Origin of the sequence: Prevotella pallens (assembly GCF_900454935.1) — a bacterium.
Lineage (GTDB): Bacteria > Bacteroidota > Bacteroidia > Bacteroidales > Bacteroidaceae > Prevotella > Prevotella pallens.
Map to the genome: position 1 here is coordinate 2,207,693 of NZ_UGTP01000001.1, position 20,076 is coordinate 2,227,768.

Below are 20,076 nucleotides of genomic sequence, written 5' to 3' on the forward strand. Positions count from 1 at the left end.
GTTTCTGTTTGTTTCTAAACTTGTTAATATAAGGTCTATATTATTAAAAATAGTTTAAGCACATCTCTATTTGTATGCTGCACTTGCAAATGTACTAAAAACTCTAAAAACAAGCAGCTTTATTCCACTGTTTTTTAGTACTTTTGCGTGCAAACTTGATTTGAGCCATAGCTTGGATTGTGAACAGATTACTTTTCAGAAACAAGAATAATGAATTTTAAGAAACTCTTTTTAATAGTTGGTTTATTAGCCAATGTTGCATTTGTTGCTGCACAAAGCAGTTTTGAGGTGAAACTTTATAACAGTCGTCCGCCGTATAGCAATGGCGACGATAGAGACACTGCCAAAGTGCGTGTATATCTACCTGCCGACAGAGAGGCTACCGGCAGAGCTATTATTATTTGTCCGGGCGGTGGCTACAGTTCTCTTTCAATGACTACTGAAGGCTACGATTGGGCAGAATTCTTCCAAAACCAAGGCATTGCTGCCATTGTTTTAAAATATCGTTTGCCAAATGGTAAACCAGAAGTGCCTATTTCTGATGCCGAACAAGCTATAAAACTTACACGTATGAATGCTGCTTCGTGGAAAATAGACCGCAACAATGTGGGTATTATGGGATTTTCGGCAGGTGGACATTTAGCTGCTATGGTGGCTACAACATCGAAGGGCGATGCTAAGCCTAATTTCCAAATATTGTTCTATCCGGTTATTTCTATGATGGAAGGTTACGGACACGAAGGAAGCTTTCGCAACTTCTTAGGGAAACACCCAAGCAAAAGCGACCAGAAAAAGTATAGTGCCGATATGAACGTAACGCGTATTACGCCGCGTGCTTTTATAGCGCTTAGCGACGACGACGATACGGTGCCACCAGCTAATGGTGTAAACTACTATAGCGAACTTTATAGAAACGATATTCGTGCTTCTATCCATGTATATCCTGGTGGTGGACACGGCTGGGGCAGCAAAATTGGTTTCAGATATCACGAGGAACTAATGATGGATTTAAAAGCTTGGCTTCGTAGCTTCTAATTGCAGTTAGAAGTATAAATATAAACACTTTTTAGCAGAAATATTGTCTAAAAGTAGTATCTTTGCAGCTGTTAATAGCTTATTTCATAATAAAACCTGATGAATATGAAAAGAAAAACAATTGCATTGCTACTACTTTTGCTATGCGTACTAAATGTGAATGCACAAGACGACAATGTGCGTACAAAGAGTGTTTATGTAGAGGCGTTCGGTCCTTCGAATACTATTGGAATAACTTACGATGCTCGTTTCAACGAAAATTCTCGTTGGGGATATCGTGTTGGATTTGGTTTCGGATACACAAGCAGCACGTCTATTTTCTATGGCAAAACGTCTACACGTGGATATACTGTACCTTTAGGGCTGAACTATTTAGTGGGCGGAAAGAAGCACAACTTGGAACTTGGTGTGGGTTTGAACGCCGGATTTTACAATATTCACGACATCGCATTCGAGCCTTGGTACATAGAAAAAACTCCTGGTAATACAGAACAGATTGGTTGGACTGCTAAACCTATAAAGGAAAACAAGTTCGGAACGTTTGCTTATGGCACTGTTGGCTATCGCTACACTGCCAAAAAAGGTTTCCAGTTTCGCATAGGCATAACGCCTGCAGTGGCTTTTTCGTTTAAGGGCATTTATAGCCACAGAGTTGCGTTTGCACCATACATTAGTTTTGGTAAGGCGTTCTGATATTAGTTTTCAATTAATAGGCGTTATTCTATAACCATATTTGTAGAGTTCTTAATATTCTATTTCCATAAAACTTTTACTGTATTACATACCAAAAGCGCTTGTTCTCTATTGAGGACAGGTGCTTTTGCTTTGGCTCTTGCCACCATTCTGCAATGCTTTTTGCACGGTGTTTAAAAGGCTACACTCTGTTTAAATGGTGTTTATATGTATATTAAACAGTGTTTTTAGTAGGGTGTAACCATATTTCTACACGCATTGTGTTGTTTTATTTACACGTAAGTAGAGTTTTATTTACGTGTAAGTAAAACTTTATTTACGTGTAAGTAAAACTCTACTTACGTGTAAATAAAACTACAGAACACCTATATAAACATTGCGAAAGCATAAAGATAATGTTGCAGAAGGCTGTTGCCGATGTTGCAGAAGCCTATTTGTGCATTTCGTTTTTGGCTTAGAACACATAGCAATATACAACAAAAACCCCTTGTTCGAAGGTACGAACAAGGGGTAAAATGAAAAAAAAAAATTCAGAAATTCGGAAGTATATGGTGTAAACTCCCTATGGCTCTGCAATGCAGAGTGTGCTATTTGTCTTCTTGGAACAATGGGTCGTCTGGCATCACCATAATAGGTTGCTGCTGTTCTGCCTTTAAAATGTTTTCGGGAACATACTTTTTGTCTACCACCAGACGGAAGCTGTATTCGTTGAACCAGGGATTAGTCATAATTAAACACCCGTTATATCCATTTGTTGGACCCCAACTGTTCTCCACCATCCACTTCTTTGGCTGTCCGTTTTCGTCAAGGTCTACCGCACTAAGTGTCATTGCGTGTGTAGAACCACTATCGAATGTTGAAATGCGTTCGGCTTTATTCATTGGGAACGATGTGCCAAAGAGCGTTGCATAGTCGAAGTTATCTAAGTCTAAGAAACCATTTTTACGGTCTAATTGTTTGCCCACATCGTAGCTCGAATACATTTTAGTGTTGTCTTTTAACGATGCTATAGCCATCTTTGCAATGTCTTCCATTGGCAGGTTTATGTACTTCCAGTTGTGCCCATCGTATGTATGGCGGTCGTATTGCACCTCGTAGGTTTTGTAGTATTCGCGTCGTGGGTCGTTCATAGCCATAATAAAAGTGCCATTAAGCTTGCGTCCTACCACTTCGTCGCGGAACGTTTGTGGTGTGTAGGTCTTTGGTTTGCCAACGCTATTGCCATTCTTATCCTTAAAAGCATACTCAAATGTTTTCACAGGTTCGCCCAATGCGAGGGTAAGAATGTGGTAAATGTCGCCCAACATTTCGGTTTTGCGTGCCTTAATAGCAGCAGCTGGTTTCTTGTTGGCTACCATTTTGCGGAGTTCCAAACCATATTCGCGGAGTTTAGAAGATATGATAGATGCCATGCGAGAGGTGTTTTCAGCCGAATAGCTCTCTGGCATTACCTCCATAGGCACCAGTCCGTATTTGTCTACAAGGTCGGCAACACCACAGAAAGTACCACCATCGCCAATGGGACTCTTAAAGAAGAATTGCACCATAGGGTCGTCCATAGGTTTGTTTGCATTGTCTATAACTCCCTGCAACATAAGGTTGGCTTTCTCCAATTGGTCGTGGAAACTAAGATAAACGTGCGAAAGCTCTACGCGCAACGTATCTTTGTGGTTGCGTGCAAAGTTAGAACGCAGCACATTTAAGCCCGAAAAGAGCCAGCAGCGTCCCGAACTCTTTTGGTTGTGAATGTTCTGTTTGGTAGTTTCAACGCTGAAATGGGTATCAAAGCTACCCACTTTCTTAAAGTTACGGGCAAGGTCGTCGATGGCATTCGTCTTAATAGCGTTTGCTAAAGCACGATTTGCAGTAGACGAACTTCCTGCAGTAATCTTGTCCATCATTTGCTTGTCAATTCCCCCAGCCTTTGTTTGTGCTTGCATAGACACGGCAAAAGCAAGCAATCCACAGGCAATAAACGTTTTTTTGTCCATAGAATTTGTTTGTACTTTTATAGATTATTTCTGTATTTATAGTATTCTGTTAGTTGTTTTCTCCACCCATTTCCATTCTCTCTTTGCGTGGAACACCATCTATTGCGATGGTTTTGCAAAGATAGATAAAAAACTTTAATTCCACAACCTTTATAGTAATAATAGCGGAGCACGCCTTAATGTATACCCCGCAGAAGGCGTTTCCTTTATAGTTGGTAAATGGTTTCGTCTCCACAGATGTTTCTAATCTTCAGGCGGAGCGGCTTTCTTTCACTTTCTATAGTGCCGTTCCACAACTCTTTGGTGTCCTTACCATTCTTGCGTACATAGCCAAGACGGTCTATAAGTACCTCTGAATCGCTGTGCCAAGGAGAAGCAGTGTCGGCAGAAGCGCAATCTAAACTGAGAAACTCTATTGTTTCCAGGCCTTCTTCGCTTAGTGTTATGGGGTTAAAGGGCTTCTTGCTTTTTTCAGATTGTAGCTGCCCTTTGCTGTTAAAGTCTTTAATTTTGCTGTTTACACGGTCGCTAAAGAAACGATTTATGCATACTTGCCATACTTTAAAAACTTTGCTTTCTGGTTGTATCTGCTGTAAATCAAAGTCGGCATCGTCTTCTACAACAACATCATCAAGCACATTCTTTAAGTCTCTTAGTTCAACTTCTATCAAAGTGTTGTTCTGTTCTTTAATAAATTGTTCTATCTCTTTGCGGTCAATTATGTCAATATAATAAACAACAACCCTTTTAGTTCCGTCAGGCAGGTCGGGCATTGCTTCCTTCAGAATACGGTTCATTAGCACAGTGTCTAACAAACGAGTACTACTATCCATTAAGTTTGGAAGATAAACAGGCAGCATACCATCTTTCGTATCATAAATACTTCCTTCCCAGAACTTATCGAGTGCATCTTCATTGCGAAGTCCAGGTATTAAGCTCTTTAGCTTGTCCATTGTCTGCACAGGGTTGCGATAGAGCGAAACGCCATCTTTTATCTCCATCACCTCAAACTCTGCCCCAGCCTTATGCAATCGGTCGCGTGTAGTCTCAATGCTGTTAATGCCAATATCGCAATGAATAAACTTGCGCCCTAATCTATTGGCAACAGCAGCAGTTACACCACTACCACCAAAGAAGTCTGCTACAAGCATACCCTCGTTGCTGCTCGCTTTGATGATACGCTCTAATAAAGCTTCGGGCTTTTGGGTGGCGTAGCCTACATCTTGAGTATGTACTTTTCCTAAATCAGCAATATCAATCCACCAATCTTCTACAATCTTTCCTTTCTTATCTAATTCTTCTAAAACTGAATCATTTTGTTTACCAGCTAAAGAAGTTTTACCACCTGTTTTAGTACTCTTTTTAAATCCAATGCGCACACTATCACTATTGAAAACATATTGTTCACTCTTATCATATAAAAAGATTAAATCGTGCTTACGTGGGAAATTATTCTTTTGGTTTGTAGGTCCAGTATAACACCACACGATCTCATTAATAAACTTATCTTCACCAAATATCTCGTCCATAAGAATCTTCACATAGTGTCCTATGTGCCAATCCAAATGCACATAAATAGATGCGGTATCACTCATTACGGACTTTATTGCAACAAGGTTTTCATACATCCAATTGAGATAGCGTTCTTTGTCCCATACATCGCCATACATCTTTTCTTCGAAGTTGCGCAACTCTTCACTATCAATCTCTGTCTCGGCTTGCTTAATAGCCTCTGCCACTTTTGGATTACGACGAATATAAACCTTCTTGGCATAATCGGCACCACTTGCAAAAGGTGGGTCAATATAAACAAGGTCTACTTTCACACCTTTATCTTTAAGATAAGCACAAGCAGAAAGACATTCGCCACGTAGCACGAGGTTATGATTAGAATTCTTGCCCACCACTTCTTGGCTTTCTACTTCGTAGAGTGGCATACCACGCTTAATACGTTCAAACACCTTGTCGTTATCACGGTAGCGAAGAATGCGCTGCGTGCGCACAAAGTTATCAAGTATAGCTTGTCCCTCGAGGACATTGGGGTCATAAGAAATATATTTGATTGCCATAATTTGTCTTTATTTGAAAAATTGATTGATAGCGTTGATAGTCTTCTCATCTTGTTCAGTTGGTGTCATTGTATCTTCGATATACAAGAAACTGAAACGATTGTAACCGAAACGCTCGTTATTAAGTTTCACAAACTCTTCTTCCATAAACTGTCTACGTTCGGCAAACTTAGCTGCGAAGCCTTCGCCTTTCGTCTCAATAATAAGTATTTGTTTGATTGCGTCCTGTTCATCTCTGCTAATCACTAAGAAGTCGGGCGTGTAATTGCCAAGTGGGCTCCAGTACTTACCATGCTTCTTATAGCAACGTATTTTGAATTCGGTAAGATTTTTATCGCCATTGAAATAAAACTCGAGTTGCTTATTACGTATGATGGTTTGAAGCGAATCTGAGAAATAGTCCTTCTCAAAACTGCTATCGAACCTGTAAGGTAGATAATGATAAGTCTTATTATTGATATTGCTTTCTGTTGACTCGTAATTATCGGGATTCTCTAATAAGACTCGTATGGGTTGCTCTTGATTGCCTAATGTTTTGAGTTTATCAATGATTGCTTGTATTTCTGCCTTTAGTTGTTTCTTTCCTTTATCTGCATCAACAATCTTTAATACTTGCTCTTGGTTTGGGAAATATTTAGAAGTATCATTCACTTCTATTGCTGATTTGAAGTTCTTAATTTGAAGAAGTTCAGCAGTCTCTGGGATTACTTCCTCTTTCACATCGATGGAACGACGAGGAATAAAGGCTTTGCGCACGTTGGAGCGGACAGCCATTTGGTTGTACTCTCCTTTAAGAAAGTATATACCATTACGTGTCTCTGTTATTGTATCGAAGATAGTTTGCAGAGCTGTGGCATATTTTTTTAGCTGTGCCATAAATAACGTGCCAAAACTTTCTTTACAGATAAGATACAGCCAACTATTAAATGTAATTGGTATATCATGCTCATCATCTTGCAACTGTTCTACTGTTTTGCTTTCTATTTCTCCTTTTAAGTTCTGTTGACTGATGAGTTGTAAATCACTGGTAGAAAGAATATCGTCCCTTTGCAGTTCTTTCGGTGTGTTTAGTTCCTCTTCTAAAACTAATGTCAGGTAAGATACCTTTAGTTGAAAGAAATCAATAGGCGGTACACGCAGTTTTTTCATACGAGAAAAACGTTGCAAAGTGTGAAGTTTGGTACTCCCCCCTCTGTTAAGTTCCTCAATAGATGTATGCTGCTGCTTGTCCAATTCCTTGTTAAGTGTCTTGGCATTATCTTCATTAAGCCAAATAAGGGCAGTTTCTTTAGCCTTCTTTTCCACTTGTCGCAAACAACGGCAAGAGGTCTGTAATACCATATTTTGTGGGCATGCTCCTTTCTGGGGCAAAATAATACTGGTTAGGCTCTTACAATCCCACCCCTCTTTGCCTATCTGTGCTAATAGAATTATCTTTATCTTTGATATTTTGGTATCTAACGAAGCGAATTCCGTGGCAACACCCTCTGAGACGGAGTATTGTTTATTTCCTCCGTGATATTTAAGAATTGTATCAGTTGGTATTAACCCATACTTGCTGACGAGCTCTGCTGCAATAGGATAAATGTTCTCTTCCAAGGCATCTATTCGGCCGCAATAAATGGCTAACTTAGCACAAGTACCATTGGCATATATCAAATTTCCGTAGGTATCGAGAAAATCAGTTATTCCTTTGCGAACGATAGCATCATATCCTCCGTTGGAAATCTTTATTGTTGGACGTTTCAGGAAATTACCCACGCCTTCTATCAATGGGTAATAATAAACAACGTTTGCAAGATTCTTGTTTTGCAACGATAGGTCTGGACTAATACTTACAGAGTCGGCAGAAGATAGATAAGGAGTTCCTGAGAAGCCTAATACACAATTGAAAGTTTTGCCTTTCGTCCATCTGCTAACCACTTGTCTAAGTTTTATATCGCTGTCTGAAGCATGATGCACCTCATCAATGAAAACAGAAAGATGAGGAACTTTTCCAACGATGGAGCGAAGTTCGTTAGATATTTCAAGTTCCTTTAACTCCTTTTTACTTAGAAAAGATAGCTCATTGTTCTTATCGTATTTATCAAGAATAACCTTTTCAGCATTTGTTACAGCAACCAAACCACGAACATAGTCTGACGTTAAATGACTATTTATCTTTTGTGCATTTGGATTTTTAACAAGATTACTCTTTTGTGCAGTTTTCTGTGCATCAAGTATTTCAAACTGAATTTCGTTTTTTATTTGGGAAGCTGCTGGGTCTGGCAATATCCACGTAGGATCAAAGTCTTGTATATTCTTTATACTTGGAATAATAGACGACTTTAAACCAGACGGAGCCAATATTATAAAATTGTGTGCAAAGGCAGGATTATCGGGTTCGTTCAGAGAGAAATACAAGTCAAGATAGATAAATGCAGCCATCAAATAGGTTTTGCCAGCTCCCATTGGCAAGCTAAAAATGTAGTCGGGATAATCCACATCGTAGAAAATTTTCTTAAAAACTCCAACATAATCAATCTTGTCTGGGAAGTCTTCTATGTATCTTCTCAATGCAGGTGCAATCGTCTTACCTTTATCATCGTGTAGACATGCATATTCATATAATGTTGCTGCTGCCTTATTTTTTTCGAGGATTGTTCTTGCTTTTACAGTCAGACTTACCGTATCAAGATCTATTGTAAGGAAATCGCCCTCGGTGAATAATCTCCAAAGAGGTTTGTTTTTACATTCTATTTTTAAGAATAAATAAGTCTTAATTGCATCAATTTGGGCATCGCGCATCATACCCCTACACTCTATATATGATAATAAAGTTTCTATAGGGCAATCAGAACGTCTTAACCATTCATTCCTCTTTTTCTGTAATATTTTGTAGAACATTGCCTGTTACTTGTCATTTACTTTACTATTGATATTGTTCTTTCTCTTTGTATTGTCTTATCATAAATATTGATAAGACTTCATCTTTACATATAAACAATTTCATTGTATTTACAATAAAATGTATTGTAGTCTGCAAAGTTAGTAAATATCCTCGTATAAATACGCTTCACGAGAGAAAACTCTGATTTTAAAATTGAGTGATACATTATTACAGATATAATAGTTTTCATATTTTTATCTTGGTATTTCTCTATAAAAGGTTTACCTTTGCACGCATAAATCACACTTTTATGCAATGAAAAATATATTGAACATAATTGTAGCAAGTACTTTCTTCGTAGGATTGGCTGCACTAATGAGTAGTTGTGTCGGTGAGAAGTTCCATGTTGAAGGAACAATAAGCAATGCAAACGATTCTATTCTCTACTTTGAGCACAACGGATTGACGGGCTTTACTACCGTAGATTCTGTAAAACTTGATGCAAAAGGTACATTTTCGTTTGCAAGCGATAAGGTAAACAATCCAGAGTTCTACAGATTGCGTATTGCCGGACAGATTATTAATGTTGCGATAGACTCTACAGAGACGGTTAAAATAGATGCAAAATATCCGCAAATGGCTACTGATTACAGCGTGAATGGGTCGTACGAGAACGAGAAAATAAAGGAATTAGCATTGAAACAAATAAACCTGCAAGCTCAGTGTCAGGCTCTTTATGCTCAGCAACCACAGGCTGCCGATTCGCTTGTAGACCAACTTATTCAGGCTTATAAGCAAGATGTGTCGCGCAACTACATATTTAAAGAACCAATGAAAGCATATAGCTACTTTGCACTTTTCCAATATATAGTGTTGAACAACGAAGCTCGCCTTATATTTAATCCTGCCTTAGACCCACAAGATAATAAGGTGTTTGGTGCGGTTGCTACTAGTTGGGATACATATTACCCTAATTCGGAACGTGGAAAGAACCTTCATAATATAACAATAAAGGGTATGCGCGATAATAGAATAGCAGATGCCAACAAGAAAAATATTCAGATTAATGCAGAAGAAACAGGCGTGATAGACTTGCCTTTGCGCGATAATGAGGGGAGAATGCACCATTTAACCGACTTAAAGGGTAAAGTTGTGCTACTAAACTTCCATGCTTTTTCGCTACCAAATTCGCCAGAATATATTATGCAAATGCGCGAATTGTATGACAAATACCATACGAAAGGATTAGAAATATATATGGTGTCGCTAGACGATAACGAACATTTTTGGAAAGAAAGCGTAGCTAATCTGCCTTGGATTAACGTTTACGACAATACTGGAATTAGCGAAGCATATACCAGTACTGCAACAACAACTCCTATTATCTATCTTATCGATCGTAATAATACGGTTGTTAGAAATCCAGCACAGATAAAGAATTTACCTAAAGAGATAGAAGCACTGCTCTAAAGCAGACTTACATTACCCATAAACAACGAGCCGCTATTTCCACTTTGTATAGAAATAGCGGCTCGTTGCTGTATGAATAGACTTTATAGCATAATACTTCCTTTATAGTTTATGTTGCTTTAAAACATTTCCTTCCATATCGTAAGCAGTAAAAGTTCCACCTTCGTACACCATAAATGTAGCCACATTGCCACCCTTTGGAAAGGTTATTGAACCCGTGTTGCAGATGAGTGTTCCTGCTTTTGGGGTTATTTCCCACAAATGAGTATGCCCATAAACAATAGCATCGCACTCCCCTTTCGGCATATTCTCCTTATTATATATATGCCCATGTGTAAGAAACAACTTCTTGCCTTCGTCTACCAACAATACATAATCGCCAAGAAGTGGAAAATTCAACAACATTTGGTCTACTTCAGCATCGCAGTTTCCACGTACGGCAACAATATCTTTAGCACGTGCATTCAGTAGTTCAACAATGCCTTTAGGGTCTATTCCTTCCGGAATAGAGTTGCGTGGACCATAGTTTAATATATCACCTAAAATGCAGAGCATATCGCAATGATGCTCATCGTAAAACTTTAGTACCTTTTCTAAGGCAGGACGACAGCCGTGAATATCGGATACCAATAAATATTTCATACCATTCTTTTTGCAGCAAAGGTACTATCTTTAATTGGTAATAGCTGTTTTTTTATGTATGTAATTATGCAACATAAATAATATTTATTATCTTTGTGATATCTAAACAATACAAAGAAAGGAGCAATACTATGGAAGTGAAAGATATTTTTGAACTGAGAAAGCAAGGAAAGATAGAAGAAGCATACAACGCTATACGTCCTATGTACGCAGCACATAAGGGGCATTACACAACAATAGCAATGTTCTGGATAGGTGTAGATGTTATGCGGCTACGCTATAAACAACGCCGTTTGGAAGAAGCATACAAGATATTCCAAAGCCTTTTACGACTTTATCCTACTATGGACGATAGTTCGTTGAGCGGACAAGCTACGCTATTGCGTGCCGCAATGTTTGTTTTCGACCATAATACCAATTTTTCTATTCTTAATTTTGTGCTTGAATGGGATATAATAACGAAACTTACAGACAACGATTGGTTAATGTCTGAAAGCAATGGACATCCTGTTCAGTCGTTAGGAATGCGTATTGTTGGGCGAGTTTTTAAGGAAGTGGAAGGCAAACCAACAGTAGAAATGGCGTTAAAAGCAGCTCCAATACTTGCAGAAGCACTAAAACACAGCCCTTATAATCTTAATAATCAACGCTATAAAGCTATGGTTTATTCTATAATGGGGAAGCGTAATAAAGCAATAAATATATATAGACACTTGCTACGAACTCGACATAAGTCGGTTTTATATAAAGAATTATCGGTATTAGTAGTGGAACAACCGCTCAAAATAGCTCTGTTAACACGTGCCATAGCAACACAACGCGACGAAAAGTTCCGCCAACGTATGCGCTTTCAGCTTGCAAATATGCTATTTAATACCCACAAACCGTATGCAAAGTATGAAATAGAGAAATGTATTTCGGCACGTAAAGCTGCTAAATATGCTATAACGTGGGAGATGCAAAACCTCTCAAACTGTTTAAAAGAGGTGTCTGCTGCATCTGAAATAGACCATAGGGCATTCTATCAGGCACAAGCAGCCATAGTAGAAAAGTATGTAAAGGCAATAGATATACTTTAAAAGCTATGTTGTTTCAAGGTGCTTTGTTCTATTATCCTACTTCAAACTTCCAATAAATGATAGCAACCACCAGCCATAGTTCTTATTATTCCTTTCATTTCCAATTCGAAAAGCAAAGCCATAAGGCGTGCCATAGATAGGTTGGTTCGTACTGAAAGCATATTTATTTGTTGGTCGTTCTGTTGCTGAAGCGCTTCTACTACAGTTTGTTCTTCGCTGTTTAGGTTTGGAAACAGTGTGCGTTCAATGCCTTGTTGTTGTGCCTTTTCTAACTTGATATCATTATCCCAATTCATTGCTTTAACGAAATCGTAAGCCGAAGTAATTAAACTTGCACCATTATCGCGTATTAATTGGTTGCAACCCTCACTATATTCTGCCCCAATAGCTCCAGGAAAAGCAAACACTTCACGGTTATAGCTCCGCGCAATGTTGCATGTTATAAGCCCTCCACCTTTATTTGCCGACTCAACAAGTAGGGTTGCATCTGTACAACCTGCCACTATTCTGTTTCGCTGAACAAAGTTTTTAGGCACAGGTTGAGTGTTTGTGGTGTATTCTGTAATGACACCACCTCCCTTCTCACACATTTCCTTTGCAGTTCCGGTATGCATACGTGGATAGACTATATCTAATCCGTGCGCTACAACCCCCACAGTTTCCATATTGTTTGCCAAACTTTCACGATGTGCACAGATATCTATGCCGTATGCCAAGCCACTAAACACGAGCGCATCTGGACAGATTGACTTTAATTCGCGTATGAAAGCACGAATTAAATCGCGGCCATATTGTGTACAATTGCGTGTTCCTATAATGTTTAGCGTACGGTGTTTGTTTAAATTTACATTACCTTGCTTGTACAAAACTATCGGTGCATCTGGACATTCTCTAAGCCTTTGTGGATAGTTTTCATCGTTAAGGCAGAGCACCTCTATGTTGTTTTGCTCATCGTATTGTAGTTCACGTTCTGCAAAAGATATAACATTATCCCAGTTTTCCAGTGTTTCAACAAGACGTTGTGTTGCATCTGGAAGAATATCGTGTATGTTATTACGGTGTTCATAGATAGCTGTTGCCGACCCTGCTCTTTGGTAAAGTTCCATTAGTGCTGGCAAATTGAATCCGCCTAAACGAGTAAGCGCAACGGCATAGAGGTGTTCTTGTTTCACGGTTTATGCTTATTTTTATTTCTATCAGTTTATTTTTGTTCTAAGAAAGGAGCAAAAGCATCATCGTAATCTTTGCTTTCTGCCAGTCGTCCGTTAATCAAAATAACAAGTGTAACATCGGCATGGAAACACAAACGATCGTCGCTTGCTCTGTAAAGGTCGTGTGTAAATATATAGCGAATACCTTCTTTGCGTAGCGCTAACCTTGATATAAATTCATCGTCGCACGTTAATGGAGTTTTATACTCTAGATTCATACGAGCTACAACGGGGTCTACTCCTTTATCATGTAGCTTTGAAAAGCTTATGTTTAACGAACGAATAAAACGGTGTCGCGTATGTTCTGTATAGTGTAGATAGTTTGCATTGTTCACAATACCCTGTATATCACATTCATAGTCGCGTACTTCCATTCGTGTTTCGTATATGTACTTTGTTGTTTTTCTCATTGTTTTTGTTTCCTTTCTTTTAAATATTCGTATCCTATTCTGCACCGTAAGCACTCTTTACGGTCGCAATAATCTTTTTTCAGTTGTATTAATGCTTGCGAATCGCCAGCTGTTTTCACCGTTAATCCTACCTCTTTCCACATTCTAACAATATGATTGTTTTCGGCTTTCAATGTTTCTAAGAAGGCAAAAGCGCGGTTGCAAAGTTTCTCAGACATCTTATATTGACCATAAGCAAATAAGAATGGTACAATGGTATTAATAATAATGAGTTCTATTGAGGTTTTCGATAAGTATTTTTCCGACTGTTTGTTATCGTTACCACCAAATGTATAGTGTGTTTCCCAATAGGATGTTACCTGCGTTTCTAATAGTTCAGCAACTTCTTTTATGGTGGTGCAATCTATCATTTCTGCTAATCCAGCTCGTCTGTTATAGTAAAGTTGTGCGAGTTGCGCTATGCGAATATATGGAAAATTCTGAGGTCTTAACCTTAGAAAGTGCCACAAATGTCCGTCTATTGGTGTGAGCGAGAATTTGTGTGCCAAATATTTGTACTCGCGTTGCAGATGCAGAAAGTATTCGTCTGTTACAGCTTTATCGCTATGTTGCTTTGGTAACGCATTGGCTTGCAATAGTCCTGCCTGTCCCATAAAGATAGTTTCTATTTGGAATAGGTCGTCGCGATGATGATCTACTGCATGAAAAGGGATTGTTTTTGCCCATTGTTCGAACGCATCACCGTTTATTCCGAAACCGAAATTACGTGCTAACGACACAAAATAGGTAGCTTCCCAATCACCGTTGCAAGCTTTTAATCGTTCGGATATGGCGATTGTGCGTTGTTCTAACCGTTCTGCTTGTAGTGCACTCAGCCACGAATGGACCATAAAATTTGGTAATTCGGGTACTATTTTATAACAAGGTGGATAGGCATCGGCAGAAAGTAGATCTTTATAATGTTGTTTTACAGATAGTGGAACAGGCAATACAAGCTGAGGTGGAGTATCTCCATTCTGTTTCTTAACCGTAATATCAGATTGTTCTACAACGTGCAACACAACATTATTATAGTGTGCATCTTTTTCGTGTCCGTGTACATACCAATCGGAAGCTTTATCGTGTATCTCAACATTACCTACCCACACAGTATCGTTAATTCTTATTTTTGCATTAAAAAAATCGGGACCAGCATTGCTGTTAGGTAACCCTACGTCTATCACTTCTACCAATTGACCATCGGTAGTAGTGAGTTGTGCCAGTGGAAATAGTTTATGTTTCCACACGTAGTGGATAAGTTTTTCCATAGTTAGTAATGCTTTGCGAGGACAAAAATACAAAAAATAGTCCGACAAATAAAGAAGTTATATTGCTTTTTCGTGAGTAAATGGAAATTGCAGACTACTTTTTATGTTATTATTTATTTTGGGAAGCATACGCTGAAACTGTTTGTAAGATCTATATGGCTGACTATATTAGAATAGCAGTATATATAAAATAAGCCAACCCTCTTACAAATGTATTAAAAGGTTATAAGGAAGGCTGTGCCAAACGTAAGAGAATGAGCTCTTATTTGTTTGCCTTCTGTGCGGTAAGGTAATAAATCGTAGTCTACTAAAAGACGAATACCATAATGTTGGTGTGCTTTAAATGTAAGCGAAAAACCTGTACCAAGACTAAAACTATGTTGCGAATCAATAAGATAGTTTGTATTTTGTAAATCGGGATAACGTACACGTTCTACGAGAAGTTTACTTCCTACAAGCCAACGTACCGACAGAGGATAAGAAAAATAAACACCTCCACCTAATCTCCATGTATCGAAAGCATTGTTTTCTGCTCGTGTGTTGTCTACAATAATTGAAGCTCTTGTAACCGAAAAACGTCCGCCAACACCTATATATGGATTGAAAAAATATGCTCCTTCGAGTGCAGACATACAACCCGATGATACTTTGAACTTTGAATTAATGCCTATAGGATAAGAGCCTAAGGGTAAACTCATTTGGAAATTAAGGCTAAGGAATGATGGATTTTGCCATCTATTAAATATATTGTTATTATTTACATTGTTTAGTCCATGGCTTTTGAATATCAAATCGGCAAAATAATATCCTAATTCGGTAGAAAGTATACCTATTCCAGCACCCATAAGCACATCGCTCAACCAATGTTTATTATTTGCCATTCGCATTATACCCGTTGCCGAAGCCACTGTGTAGGCACCAATACCTATCCAAGGACTTCTGTCTCCATATTCTTTAGTCAGCATAGTGGCGGTCATAAAGGCTGTAGCTGTATGTCCTGAGGGGTAAGATTTATTATTTGATCCATCAGGACGTTCTACAGATGTGGTATATTTCAGCGAATTTACAATACTAGCCATAATGGCTGTTGCAAACAAATCGGAGGTTAACATTCGTTTCCAGCTACTTCTACTAGGCTCTCCGCCCAACTTTAATCCTAACAAAACGGCAGCAGGAAGATATTGTGTGTAGTCGTCTAAGTGGCGATTAAACCTTGGTAAATAGTCGTTTCTTAATCCTCGAAAGTGTTTATCTTGTCCTTTCGCAATAAAACTGTTTATTATGAGCGGCATACTAGAATACATTATTTTATGAAAACGAGTATTACTGATATGTTCAAGCACATTTCCAACCTTATGAAGCACATTACATGTATCGTTGAAAGTAGATAGACTGTCGGCTGAAATATTTTTGTGTGTATATGTTATGGTATCGTTCGGCAAAATACAAGCCTTTACAGGGTTGCAAATAAAAGTAAGAATAGCGATGAATAGAGAAATCTTGCTAAAGTAGATTGTATGTTTTTGCTTACTTTTCATTAATATTTTATTAAGTTGCAGAATAGCAACAGCAAAGTTATAACTTTTTTAAAGAAAAATAATATATAAAGTAGAAAAAAACTTTTTTGTAGCTTAAACATTTGTAGATTAAGGATAAATTGAATACCTTTGACTGTGAAAACATAAGATCTATAAGTCTATGGAAATTGCAAATAATAATAGTTACTGTGTTATACTGGCAGGAGGTAAAGGTAAAAGACTATGGCCAGTAAGTAGGGAAAAGTATCCAAAGCAGTTTATCGACTTCTTTAGTGAGGGAAGAACACAGCTTCAACAAACTTTCGATCGGTTTATTAATATTGTTCCAAAGGATAATATTTTTGTTGTTACTAGTGATATATATCACGATATAGTACGAGAACAGTTGCCAGAAGTTAGCAAAAACAACATAATTGTAGAGCCTGTTTATAGAAGTACTGCCCCTAGTGTTGCATGGGCTACCCGCTGTATTGCAAAACGAAACTGCCATGCAAATGTTATAATAACGCCATCTGATCAGAGTATTTTAAACCACAAACTGTTTACAAACGGCATTCTCGAAGGTTTGAATTTTGTTAGCACACACAATTGCCTGTTGGCTATTGGTGTGCAACCTACACGTGCAGAAACTGCGTATGGATATATTCAGAAAGGAAACGAAAGCACTGTTGGTAATATATATAAGGTGAAAGCTTTTACCGAAAAACCCGATGCTGCGTTTGCACAAATGTTTGTTGATAGCAACGAATGGCTTTGGAATACAGGAATGTATGTGGGAAATGTTCAATGCTTAAAGTCTAATTTACACCAATGTCTATCGGTTGCGCAAATAGATTTCGATGCTTCACCACAAGAAATAGATTCTGCCGACGATGAAACGTACGCTAAAACCATTTTCCCTGCGTTCCCCAATATGTCTATTGACTATGGTATTTTAGAAAAATCAGCTGATGTACACGTACTGAAATGTAACTTTGGCTGGGTAGATTTAGGAACATGGCATGGTATGTATGAGTCGAAAAGCAGAACTAAAGGCGATAATGTTGTTGCTAATGGAGATGTTTTGTTCGATGATTCGAGCAATAACATTGTAAGATTGCCTAACAATAAGTTTGCAGTTCTGAACGGACTAGATGGATATATAGTTGCAGAAGAAGGTAACGTACTGCTGGTTTGCAAGAAAGAAAACTCGTCTGCACTAATAAGGAAGTATGTTAACGAGGCGCAAATAAAGAAAGGGGAAGAGTTTATTTAACCCTAAACAGATGCAAACAAACTAACGTTCTATTGGTGTTTCACAATAAAGATGATATAAAACAAATTGCTTTGTTCTACACAAAAGCAACCTTTACATAAAAAGCCATCGGGAATGTACTAATGCTACATTCCCAATGTATTTATTTACCTTTACTCTATTTCTCGTAAATCGTCTGCAACATACCACCCAAAGAGTCCTTTATGCGTGTAAAGCAGAAAATGTTTCCCCGATTCGCCATCATAAAACGACAAGGTAGCGTAATTTAGGTATGTTTTGTTTTTAGGAAGATAGAGAACATAGCGATGAATAGCAAGCGGTCGGTAGTAATAGCGTTTTACTTTTGTTTTGGCTAAGGTTACAACTTGACTTTCTGACTGGCTCGAGCCAAAGTAAGAATTAGAGAAAAAGACAAGAAAGAAACTAAAACCCGCAAAAAACAATATGCCGAACCAAGAAGTGATAGCAATGTATAAAAAGTTACCGAGCTTATTAGAGGAGTTTTTATATTTCTTTACTATCGTAATCATACCACTACTTATGCAAATAGCAAGAATTGCTACTCCTAAAAGGTACCAAGAGAGTGGGAAGTGGAATGGTAATATTGTGTTTGCATAATAAATAAAGCCTTGATAACAAATAAAAAGCGATGCATAGAAAACAGCTACACTAAGCAAAGTTCCTATTGTTATAATTGTTAAAGGACTCCATTCGGTTCGTTTAGACAGCTTTCTGCTACATTTATTGTTTAGTAGCCAGTCGGTCCAAGTATCATCTTTTATCTCTTTCATATTTCCATATATTAACAAACGAGAATATACACTTTTCTATGTATAAACTCGTTTGTATGCTTATTTTCATATCCCTAAATATAACTTAATCTAGCTCTTGAAAAGCTTTAAAAATTTTAGCAGCTATCTCTGTTTGCTCTTCTGCCGTTAGTTCAATATGTTTATGAAAGTCTACATCGGCTTCGCTATTAATGGGTAACAAATGAATATGTGCGTGGTCTACTTCGAGTCCTAAAACTATTTGTGCAACTTTTTTACACGGAAATGCCTTTTTTATGGCACGAGCAACTTTCTTTGTAAAGAGCTGAAACGCTGCCAAATCATCGTCGTTCATATCGAAAATATAGTCGATTTCCTTACGAGGAATCACTAACGTGTGTGCTTTCCCTATTGGATTGATATCGAGGAAAGCATAAAACTTATCGTTTTCAGCACATTTATAGCTTGGTATTTCACCAGCAGCAATCTTTGAAAAAATAGTCATAACAATATTTTTCTTATGAAACTTAGAGATTAATAGAAATTTCGTCTACTCTCAGCTTTATCTTACCACGTGGAATTTCTATTTCTACTTCGTCGCCCACCTTTTTGTTGAGGAGTCCTTGTGCAATAGGTGTCTTTATAGAAATTTTTCCTTGCTTTAAATTTGCCTCAGATTCGCTTACTATCGTATATTCCATTTTGGTACCATTGCTCAAGTTCGTCATTTTCACAGTAGACATTATTTGTACTGCTTCGTTGCTTAAACGCGATGTATCTACAATCTTAGCTTGAGCAATTGTCATTTTCATTTCTGTTATTTTCGCTTCGAGATGGGCTTGTGCTTCTTTAGCCGCATCATACTCAGAATTTTCACTTAGATCGCCCTTATCAGCTGCTTCTGCAATTGCTGCTGATGCTTTTGGACGCTCTACCGATTCTAAACGTTGCAATTCAGCCACGAGTTTATCGTAGCCATCTTGTGACATGTAGGACATAATCTATATCTTTTTATTTATACGCTTTTCAAAAGAAATATAAAAAAGACAGAATCCTAACATCTCTCCGTATGTCAGAATTCCATTCTACTTTTTTTATTTCCTCTATTATGATGGTGCAAAGATACTCCTTATTTTCGATACTTCAAAACAAAGGAGGTTAAAAAATATTAGTCGCAGACATCGAAAACTATACTATTTACTTTTTGGTGCATATCTCTTGCTCATAAAAAGACTATTTACCCTAATTATTTATTGGCTTACTAACCCTTTGTTTATGGTGTAGACGCATTGCGACACATACACTTTAGCAATGCCAAATACATTATTCTGCCAAATTCAGCACCCTAAATCGCCTATTCCATTCATCAGCGTTAGTCGCAATCAGAAACTCTTTCAGTGTCTCTACAAATCAAATATGCTATACTTTGATATTTATACCACCCAAAGTAGTGTAAAAACAGCAAAAAATAGACAAAGAGGATAGCACTGCAACGGATCAATTGTTAGACAATATACTTTTAAAAAAATATGTGAGATAGGCGGAGAAAAACACAGCAAGGTGAATGCATAATAAGCTCTGCATAACATTCTTTCATCGATTATATGTATCCGTAACATTCGTATAAGTAATAAACAATATTACTTACACGTACAAAGCGGCTGTTTTGCACGGTAAAAGCGTATGTTTTGCATTGCAAAAGAGCCGCTTTCGCAGTGCCAAACCGAAACTATCGTT

The 20,076-nt window shown here is 37.9% G+C and carries 17 protein-coding genes; 6 read left to right on the plus strand and 11 right to left on the minus strand.

Features of this window, described 5'->3' with window-relative positions; all coding sequences use genetic code 11:
* Positions 1-210 precede the first annotated feature (210 nt).
* Together DX009_RS09115 and DX009_RS09120 are read left to right on the plus strand one after the other, a co-directional pair.
* A complete protein-coding gene (locus DX009_RS09115) occupies positions 211-1,035 on the plus strand; it encodes an alpha/beta hydrolase (RefSeq protein WP_115083762.1) in 825 nt (274 codons plus the stop codon).
* A gap of 105 nt (positions 1,036-1,140) precedes the next feature.
* Entirely contained in the window at positions 1,141-1,728 is a 588-nt protein-coding gene (locus tag DX009_RS09120; RefSeq protein WP_245944621.1) for a hypothetical protein, read from the plus strand.
* A gap of 587 nt (positions 1,729-2,315) precedes the next feature.
* Here the strand turns inward: DX009_RS09120 and DX009_RS09125 are convergent.
* From DX009_RS09125 to DX009_RS09135, 3 genes are all read right to left on the minus strand, one after another.
* A complete protein-coding gene (locus tag DX009_RS09125) occupies positions 2,316-3,719 on the minus strand; it encodes a C1 family peptidase (RefSeq protein WP_115083764.1) in 1,404 nt (467 codons plus the stop codon).
* Positions 3,720-3,925: 206 nt separating this feature from the next.
* Positions 3,926-5,788: a DNA-methyltransferase gene (locus tag DX009_RS09130; protein WP_115083765.1), complete on the minus strand. Its 1,863-nt coding sequence runs from the start codon at positions 5,786-5,788 to the stop codon at positions 3,926-3,928.
* Positions 5,789-5,797: 9 nt separating this feature from the next.
* The gene (locus tag DX009_RS09135) at positions 5,798-8,674 is read right to left on the minus strand and encodes a DEAD/DEAH box helicase family protein (protein WP_115083766.1); all 2,877 of its coding nucleotides are present in this window, start codon (positions 8,672-8,674) and stop codon (positions 5,798-5,800) included.
* 298 nt (positions 8,675-8,972) lie between these two features.
* On the opposite strand from DX009_RS09135, the gene DX009_RS09140 reads away from it, so the two are divergent.
* The gene (locus tag DX009_RS09140) at positions 8,973-10,127 is read left to right on the plus strand and encodes a TlpA disulfide reductase family protein (RefSeq protein ID WP_115083767.1); all 1,155 of its coding nucleotides are present in this window, start codon (positions 8,973-8,975) and stop codon (positions 10,125-10,127) included.
* A gap of 102 nt (positions 10,128-10,229) precedes the next feature.
* On the opposite strand, the gene yfcE is transcribed toward DX009_RS09140, so the two are convergent.
* The gene (gene yfcE, locus DX009_RS09145; RefSeq protein WP_006044106.1) at positions 10,230-10,769 is read right to left on the minus strand and encodes a phosphodiesterase; all 540 of its coding nucleotides are present in this window, start codon (positions 10,767-10,769) and stop codon (positions 10,230-10,232) included.
* Positions 10,770-10,900: 131 nt separating this feature from the next.
* On the opposite strand from yfcE, the gene DX009_RS09150 reads away from it, so the two are divergent.
* Positions 10,901-11,848, plus strand: coding sequence for a tetratricopeptide repeat protein (locus tag DX009_RS09150; protein ID WP_115083768.1), 948 nt, complete (start codon positions 10,901-10,903; stop codon positions 11,846-11,848).
* Positions 11,849-11,889: 41 nt separating this feature from the next.
* Here DX009_RS09150 and dprA read toward each other — a convergent pair whose 3' ends face one another.
* From dprA to DX009_RS09170, 4 genes are all read right to left on the minus strand, one after another.
* Positions 11,890-13,020, minus strand: a complete 1,131-nt coding sequence (gene dprA / locus DX009_RS09155) for a DNA-processing protein DprA (protein ID WP_115083769.1) — start codon at positions 13,018-13,020, stop codon at positions 11,890-11,892.
* 29 nt (positions 13,021-13,049) lie between these two features.
* Positions 13,050-13,469 (minus strand): acyl-CoA thioesterase, encoded by a 420-nt coding sequence (locus DX009_RS09160; protein WP_006044103.1) that lies wholly within the window; start codon positions 13,467-13,469, stop codon positions 13,050-13,052.
* Positions 13,466-14,776, minus strand: coding sequence for a DUF2851 family protein (locus DX009_RS09165; protein WP_115083770.1), 1,311 nt, complete (start codon positions 14,774-14,776; stop codon positions 13,466-13,468). Before DX009_RS09165 ends, DX009_RS09160 begins: the two co-directional genes overlap by 4 nt.
* Positions 14,777-14,991: 215 nt before the next feature.
* Positions 14,992-16,314 carry a phosphatase PAP2 family protein gene (locus DX009_RS09170; RefSeq protein ID WP_181792332.1) on the minus strand — a complete coding sequence of 441 codons (1,323 nt, stop codon included), beginning with the start codon at positions 16,312-16,314 and terminating at the stop codon, positions 14,992-14,994.
* A 160-nt stretch (positions 16,315-16,474) separates the two neighbouring features.
* Here DX009_RS09170 and DX009_RS09175 point away from each other — a divergent pair, with 160 nt between their 5' ends.
* Entirely contained in the window at positions 16,475-17,569 is a 1,095-nt protein-coding gene (locus tag DX009_RS09175) for a mannose-1-phosphate guanylyltransferase (RefSeq protein WP_115083771.1), read from the plus strand.
* Between the two features lie 152 nt (positions 17,570-17,721).
* On the opposite strand, the gene DX009_RS09180 is transcribed toward DX009_RS09175, so the two are convergent.
* From DX009_RS09180 to greA, 3 genes are all read right to left on the minus strand, one after another.
* Positions 17,722-18,360, minus strand: coding sequence for a hypothetical protein (locus DX009_RS09180; protein WP_006044099.1), 639 nt, complete (start codon positions 18,358-18,360; stop codon positions 17,722-17,724).
* 85 nt (positions 18,361-18,445) lie between these two features.
* Positions 18,446-18,844, minus strand: a complete 399-nt coding sequence (locus tag DX009_RS09185) for an HIT family protein (protein WP_115083772.1) — start codon at positions 18,842-18,844, stop codon at positions 18,446-18,448.
* Positions 18,845-18,866: 22 nt separating this feature from the next.
* Complete coding sequence (gene greA, locus DX009_RS09190) at positions 18,867-19,337, minus strand: transcription elongation factor GreA (protein ID WP_040595358.1); 471 nt, start codon at positions 19,335-19,337, stop codon at positions 18,867-18,869.
* Between the two features lie 313 nt (positions 19,338-19,650).
* On the opposite strand from greA, the gene DX009_RS13345 reads away from it, so the two are divergent.
* Entirely contained in the window at positions 19,651-19,824 is a 174-nt protein-coding gene (locus DX009_RS13345; RefSeq protein WP_181792333.1) for a hypothetical protein, read from the plus strand.
* Positions 19,825-20,076: the final 252 nt, after the last annotated feature.